We start from the raw sequence: 7,826 nt of genomic DNA on the forward strand, positions 1-7,826 counted from the left end.
CTTAGCAATCCTGGCCATTTCTCGCTAACGTCGAGCCTGTGACGACTAACTCAGGAACCAGTGCCGCATCCACCAAAATGCCCCAGCGCCGCATCACCGAGGGCCTGCGGTTCGGGCGTTTTCCCATTACCGCCGTGCAGCCCGTCGTCGAGGGCGGCAGGTTTCCGGCCAAAGCCCTGCCCGGCGAAGGCATCGTGGTGGGCGCCACCGCCTTCCGGGAAGGGCATGACCAGCTCGGCGTCAGCGCCGTGCTCCTGGACCCCTCCGGTGCAGAGCGCCAGCGCGTGCGGCTTGCGCCGCCCCGCGGGGAACGCGGCATGGGAACGGACCGCTGGGAAGGCGTGCTCACGCCGTCGGAAACCGGGAACTGGTCCTTTGTGATCGAAGCCTGGCACGACCGCTATGGCACGTGGCACCACAACGCGGAGGTGAAAATCGACGCCGGGATCGACGTCGAACTCATGCTCACCGAAGGTGCCAAACTGCTGGGCGAAGCGTCCGCGGAGGACTTCCGGGACGAGGTTGACCGGGCAGCGCTCCGGCGCGCTTCCGACATCCTGGCCGACCAGTCCCGCAGCACCGAGGAACGGCTCGGCGCAGGGTTCAGCCAGGAGATCGCGGACATCGTGGCCCGCCAGCCCATCCGCGAACTGGTGACGGTCTCCCAGAAGTTCCCCCTGCTGGTGGAGCGGGACCGGGCCGGCCGCGGCGCCTGGTACGAGTTCTTCCCCCGCTCTGAAGGCGCGGTAAAGGACCACAACACGGGCGTGTGGACATCAGGAAACTTCCGGACCGCGGCAAAGCGGCTCGACGCCGTGGCCGCCATGGGGTTCGACGTCCTGTACATGCCTCCAATCCATCCCATCGGCGTGCAGCACCGCAAGGGACCCAACAACACCCTGGTTGCCGGGCCCAACGATCCCGGCTCACCCTGGGCCATTGGAGCCAGGGAGGGTGGCCACGACGCCATCCATCCCGATCTCGGTTCCTTCGAGGACTTCGACGCCTTCGTGGCGCGGGCCAACGAGCTGGGCCTGGAAGTTGCCCTGGACCTTGCGCTCCAGGCGGCTCCGGACCACCCCTGGGTAGAGTCCCACCCGGAATGGTTCACCACCCGCGTGGACGGCACCATTGCCTACGCCGAAAACCCGCCAAAGAAGTACCAGGACATATATCCGCTCAATTTCGATAATGATCCGGAAGGCCTTTCCCAGGAAATTCTGCGGATTGTCCTCTTGTGGGTCAGCCACGGCGTAAAGATTTTCCGGGTGGATAACCCGCACACCAAACCGGTGTGGTTCTGGGAATGGCTTATAGCCGAAGTGAATAAAACCGAGCCCGGCGTGGTGTTCCTCGCCGAAGCATTCACCCGCCCCGCCATGATGCACGCCTTGGGCAGGGCCGGCTTCCAGCAGTCCTACACCTACTTCACCTGGCGCAACACCAAGAAGGAGATCGAGGAGTACTTCGACGAAGTCAGCCACGAATCCCCGGCGTTCTTCCGCCCCAACTTCTTCGTCAACACCCCGGACATCCTCACCGAATACCTGCAGTACGGCGGGCCGGCGGCGTTCCGGATCCGGGCTGTCCTTGCCTCCACCGGAAGCCCGCTGTGGGGCGTCTATGCCGGCTACGAACTGTACGAGCACGTTGCCCGGCCCGGCGCCGAGGAGTACATCGACAACGAGAAGTTCGAGTACAAGGCCCGTGACTGGGATGCCGCCGCGGAATCCGGACGCTCGCTGGCGCCGTACATCACCCGGCTGAACCACATCCGGCGTGACCACCCGGCTCTGCTGGACCTGCAGAACCTGACGGTCCACCAGAGCACGGATAACTCCACGGTGGTCTACTCCAAGCACAAGACCCTTCCCGACGGGTCCAAGGACACCATCATCGTGGTAGTGAACGTGGACCCCCATGTCACCAAGGAATGCAGCGTGGCCCTGGACCTGGCAGCCCTGGAGCTGGACCCGCAGGACCGCACCCCGGGCGGCGGCTTCTACGTGGACGACCTGATCACCGGCCAAAGCTGGGAGTGGGGCGAGTTCAACTACGTGCGGCTTGACCCGCATGTGGAGCCGGCCCACGTCCTGAGCGTGAGGAGAATGCATTCGTGAATTTCAATCCGCAAAGTTCCGGCCACTTCACCCCAAAGAGCACGTTCGAGCTAAATGCGCCTGGCCTCCAGCATGACCCGCTGTGGTACCGCAAGGCCGTGTTCTACGAAGTACTTGTCAGGGCCTTTGCGGATGCCAACGGCGATGGGTCCGGGGATTTCTCCGGGCTCATCGACCGGCTGGACTACCTGCAGTGGCTGGGCGTGGACTGCCTCTGGCTGCCCCCTTTCTTCCAGTCACCGCTGCGCGACGGTGGCTACGACATTTCCGACTACAACTCGGTCCTGGACGAATTCGGCACCATCAGCGACTTCAAGCGCCTGGTGGCTGAAGCCCACGCCCGCGGCGTCCGGGTCATCATCGACCTGCCGCTGAACCACACCTCCGACCAGCACCCCTGGTTCCAGGAATCGCGGAAGGACCCGGACGGGCCTTTCGGGGACTTCTACGTCTGGAGCGACACTGATGAGAAGTACCAGGACGCACGCATCATCTTCGTTGACACCGAGGAATCGAACTGGACGTTCGATCCCATCCGGCGGCAGTTCTTCTGGCACCGGTTCTTCAGCCACCAGCCGGACCTGAACTTCGAAAACCCCAAGGTAATCGACGCCGTCTTCGATGTGGTCCGGTTCTGGCTGGACCAGGGGATCGACGGTTTCCGGGCAGACGCCATCCCCTACCTCTTCGAGGAAGAGGGAACCAACTGCGAGAACCTTCCGGCCACCCACGAGTTCCTCCGCCAGCTGCGGGCCATGGTGGACGAACGCTACCCCGGCCGCGTCATCATCGCCGAAGCAAACCAGCCGCCCACCGAGGTGGTGGAGTACTTCGGCACCGTCGAGGAACCCGAATGCCACATGGCGTTCCACTTCCCCATCATGCCCCGCCTCTATTACGCGCTGCGGGACCAAAAAGCCGCGCCCATCATCGAAACCATGCGCGACACCCCGGACATCCCCGAGGGCGCGCAGTGGGGCACCTTCCTCCGGAACCACGACGAGCTGACCCTGGAAATGGTCACGGCCGACGAGCGCGCGGCAATGCTGGGCTGGTATGCCCCCGACCCGCGCATGCGCGCCAACATCGGCATCCGGCGCAGGCTGGCACCGCTGCTTGACAATTCGCGGGCCGAGATTGAGCTGATCAACGCCCTCCTGCTCTCGCTCCCGGGCAGCCCGTTCCTGTATTACGGGGACGAGATCGGCATGGGGGACAACATCTGGCTCGAGGACCGCGATGCCGTCCGTACCCCCATGCAGTGGAACCCGGACCGGAACGCCGGCTTCTCCCACGCTGATCCCGGGAAGCTGTACCTGCCGCCCATCCAGTCGCTGGTCTACAACTACAGCATGGCCAATGTGGAAGCGGAGGCCGCCCATTCCGGGTCCCTGCTGCGCTGGACCCGGCAGATCCTCAGTGTCCGCAAGAACCACCCGGCGTTCGGGCTCGGAAGCTTCAAGCATGTGGAGGCAGACCACGACGCCGTCGTGGCCTACCTGCGCCAACTGCCGGACAGCAATCCGGCGGGAGTCGACGGCGAAACGATCCTGTGCGCCTTCAACCTCTCCCAGCACCCCGTCGCTGCCACGCTGCGCATCCCCGAATACGCCGGGCGCGGGTTGCGTGACGTCTTCGGTGGCCAGATCTTCCCCGGCATCGGCGATGACGGCACCCTCACCCTGACCATCGGAAGCCACGATTTCTTCTGGCTCCGAATGCGGTCGGCGGGGTCCAATCCGTCGTCGCCCTACACCCAGGCCATGCCCATCCTGTCGATAGAGAACTGAGATGAACCAGCCAATCCTCACTCCTGCCCTCACCGCGCTGCTCAAGGAATGGCTGCCGCAGCAGCGGTGGTTCCCCGTCAAGACCCCCGAATTCACCGTCTCGCAGGCCGGCAGCCTGGGCCTGGAGGACCCCAGCGGGCACGCCGCGCTGGCCGTGTTCCTCCTCAATGTCACCATTGAGGGGCCCGACGGCGGCCCGCGCACCGCCGTGGTCCAGGTCCCCTTGAGCTTCCGGCCGGCACCGGCCGGCGGGATGGAACGCGCGCTGATAGGCGAAGCCGCAGGAATGGATCCCACCCGCCCCTGGGTCTACGACGCCGTTCACGACCCCGACTTCGTGGGCGCCTGGCTCGGCCTCATCCGGCAGGAGTCAAAGGCCTCCAGCGGCACTGCCACCGGATTCCGGGTGGAAGGGCCGCACCGCCTGCCCACGGCCAAGGGAGTTGTGAAGGTACTCTCGGGCGAGCAGTCCAACAGTTCCGTCATTGTGGACGACGGCGAATCAGCCGCCATGGTGAAATTCTTCCGGGTCCTGTCGGACGGGACCAACCCGGAGATCGAAGTGGGGGCTGCCTTGACCAAGGCGGGCACCGCGGAAGTCCCCGCCACCCTTGGCTGGGTACGCGGTGAGTGGCTCGGGAAACCGGGCGACGCCGGCCAGGGCAGCCGTTACGTCCAGGGTGAGCTTGCGGTGGCCCACGAATTCCTCGCCGGGGGCCGCGACGCCTGGCGGCTGGCGGTGGACGCCGCCCGCTCCGGCACCGACTTCACGGCAGAAGCCCGCGCCCTGGGTGCGGCCACAGCCACGGTGCACAAGCGCTTGGCGGAGGCACTTGGGCAATCAGCCGAGCCTGGACCCGGCAAGGCGCCAGGACCCGCTGTTGCCCAGCGTGTCCGCGCCGCCTGGGCAGAAGCGCGTGCCGCCGTCGGGCCTTACGACGAGGCCCTGGACGCCCTGCTGGCTGACCTGGACAAGGTTCCTGCCGGGCCGCTGCAGCGTATCCACGGCGACCTGCACCTGGGCCAGATCCTCTTTGTGACCGGGCAATCCGGCGACGAGTCGCGGTGGGCCATCCTGGATTTTGAAGGCGAGCCACTGCGGCCCATCTCCGAACGGAACGTCCCGGACGTACCCCTCCGCGACGTGGTGGGGATGCTCCGGTCCTTCGACTACGCAGCCGGAGCAGCGCACCGCGAACAGGAAGGCGCGCAGGTCCCGGACAGCTGGGTCGACGATTGCGCCGATGCCTTCCTTGCCGGGTATGCGGGGGTCATTCCGGGCACGGTGGACCGGACCTCGCCCCTGTTTGTGGCATTGTGGCTGGACAAGGCACTGTACGAAGTTGTTTATGAAATGCGTAACAGGCCCGACTGGGTGGCGATACCAGTAAACGCCTCCAGGCGGCTCCTAAGCGGTAATGGCGCCGGCGATCACGCCGGCGCAGCATCGGAAGGTAACGAAATGACAGGCTCAGCACGAACTGACCGCCCGGGGGTGCCGCTGCACGTGGATGAAGGCACCCTGGGCAGGATCGCGAACGGTGAACACCACGCCCCCCACTCCGTCCTGGGCGCGCACCTGGACGACTACGGGCACGTCACCATCCGCACCGTGAAGCATCTGGCCGAAGCGATCACGGTGGTCACCCAAGCCGGTGAAGTGCCCATGCAGCACGAAGCGCACGGCGTATGGGTTGCCGTCCTGGAACCGCAGGAACAGGGCCACGTTCCCGACTACCGGCTCTCCGTCACTTATCCCGGCAAGGACCCGGTGACCGTTGATGAGCCCTACCGCTACCTGCCGACGGTTGGCGAAGTGGACCTCCACCTCATCGGCGAAGGCCGGCATGAGAAGCTCTGGCAGGTGCTCGGTGCCCACGTCCGGCACTACAAGTCATCGCTCGGGGACGTCAACGGTGTTTCCTTCGCCGTCTGGGCCCCCAACGCCCAGGCGGTCCGTGTCAAGGGCGATTTCAACGCCTGGGACGGGCGGGAAAACTCCATGCGGTCGCTGGGTTCCTCCGGGGTCTGGGAAGTGTTCATTCCCGGCGTCCCGGCAGGCGCCTGCTACAAGTACGAGATCCTGACCCGCGGCGGCTACTGGGTTGAAAAAGCCGATCCGCTGGCGTTCGGCACCGAAGTGCCTCCGTTGACGGCGTCCAGGGTGGTGGAACCTTCCTACGCGTTCAAGGACGACGAATGGATGGAAGCGCGGGCCAAGCAGGACCCGCACAACTCGGCCATGAGCGTCTACGAAGTACACCTCGGGTCCTGGCGGCTGGGTCTTGGTTACCGTGAACTGGCCAAGGAACTGGTGGAATACGTCAAGTGGCTCGGGTTCACGCACGTGGAATTCATGCCCGTTGCGGAGCACCCGTTCGGCGGTTCCTGGGGCTACCAGGTCACGTCCTACTTTGCCCCGACGTCCAGGTTCGGACATCCTGACGAGTTCCGCTACCTGGTGGACGCCCTCCACCAGGCCGGTATCGGCGTACTGCTGGACTGGGTGCCCGCACACTTCCCGAAGGATGCCTGGGCGTTGGCCCGGTTCGACGGCGAGCCGCTTTACGAACACTCGGACCCGGCACTCGGGGAACACCCTGACTGGGGCACCCTGATCTTCGACTTCGGCCGCACCGAGGTCCGGAACTTCCTGGTGGCAAACGCCCTCTACTGGCTGGAGGAGTTCCACATCGACGGCCTGCGCGTGGACGCGGTGGCCTCCATGCTCTACCTCGACTACTCACGCCAGGAAGGCCAGTGGCGGCCCAACCGCTTTGGTGGCAGGGAGAACCTCGAGGCCATATCCTTCCTGCAGGAAGTCAACGCCACCGTCTACAAGACGCATCCCGGCGCCGTCATGATTGCGGAAGAGTCCACGGCCTTCCCCGGCGTCACCGCCCCCACCAGCCACGGCGGCCTGGGTTTTGGCCTGAAGTGGAACATGGGCTGGATGCACGACTCCCTCAAGTACATCTCCGAGGACCCCTACAACCGCAAGTGGCACCACGGAACGGTCACCTTCTCCCTGGTCTACGCCTTCACGGAGAACTTCCTGCTGCCGATCAGCCACGACGAGGTTGTCCACGGCAAGGGCTCCATGCTCCGCAAGATGCCGGGCGACCGCTGGCAGCAGCTGGCCAACCTGCGGGCCTTCTTTGCCTACCAGTGGGCACATCCCGGCAAACAGCTCATCTTCATGGGAACCGAGTTCGGCCAGGAAGCCGAGTGGTCCGAGCAGCACGGGCTGGACTGGTGGCTTGCGGACATTCCCGCGCACCGGGGACTGCAGCTGCTGACGAAGGACCTGAACGAGCTGTACGCTGCCACGCCCGCCCTTTACGCGCAGGACAATGTTCCTGCCGGTTTCCAATGGATCAACGGGGGAGACGCCGACCGGAACGTCCTCTCCTTCATCAGGTGGGACGCCGACCGCAACCCGATTGTCTGCGCCATCAACTTCTCCGGCACGCCCCACGTCGGCTACACCCTGGGAGTGCCCACGGCCGGCGCGTGGACCGAGGTCCTGAACACGGACCACACCACCTACGGTGGATCCGGTGTGCTGAACAGCGGAGAGCTGAAGGCCACGAACGAGGGGCAGGATGGGCAGCCGGCCACTTTGACCGTCACGCTGCCTCCACTCGGAGCCTCCTACTTCAAGCCAGGAGCCTCAACGGCTGACTGAGTCGGCCTGCCGGTACCCGTCAAGGGCTGCGCCTGAAGGGCCCGGAATCCGCGCGATTCCGGGCCTTTCGGCTGTCCGAAGGATGCCTCCCGACGTCGGACTGGCGATCCGGATTGAGTGGTGGTACAGTTTATTTCCGCGCTGCTCCACGGAGTCAGACGGAAAACCGAAACCCCAAGCTTACGCTGAGGATGGTTGCGGACGCCGGTTTGACACGCAGGAGGTCAG

At 65.1% G+C, this 7,826-nt stretch carries 3 protein-coding genes; all 3 read left to right on the forward strand.

Translation table 11 applies throughout. The features are described 5' to 3' along the window. Positions 1-77 precede the first annotated feature (77 nt). From Q9R31_RS18840 to Q9R31_RS18850, 3 genes are read left to right on the forward strand one after another with little or no spacing between them, the layout of a single operon-like run. Positions 78-2,120, forward strand: a complete 2,043-nt coding sequence (locus Q9R31_RS18840) for an alpha-1,4-glucan--maltose-1-phosphate maltosyltransferase (protein WP_311264241.1) — start codon at positions 78-80, stop codon at positions 2,118-2,120. Continuing rightward, positions 2,117-3,910, forward strand: coding sequence for a maltose alpha-D-glucosyltransferase (gene treS, locus Q9R31_RS18845; protein ID WP_311264236.1), 1,794 nt, complete (start codon positions 2,117-2,119; stop codon positions 3,908-3,910). Before Q9R31_RS18840 ends, treS begins: the two co-directional genes overlap by 4 nt. A 1-nt stretch (position 3,911) precedes the next feature. Continuing rightward, positions 3,912-7,598 carry a 1,4-alpha-glucan branching enzyme gene (locus Q9R31_RS18850; protein WP_311264237.1) on the forward strand — a complete coding sequence of 1,229 codons (3,687 nt, stop codon included), beginning with the start codon at positions 3,912-3,914 and terminating at the stop codon, positions 7,596-7,598. Positions 7,599-7,826: the final 228 nt, after the last annotated feature.

This window comes from Pseudarthrobacter sp. BRE9 (assembly GCF_031844305.1).
Lineage (GTDB): Bacteria > Actinomycetota > Actinomycetes > Actinomycetales > Micrococcaceae > Arthrobacter.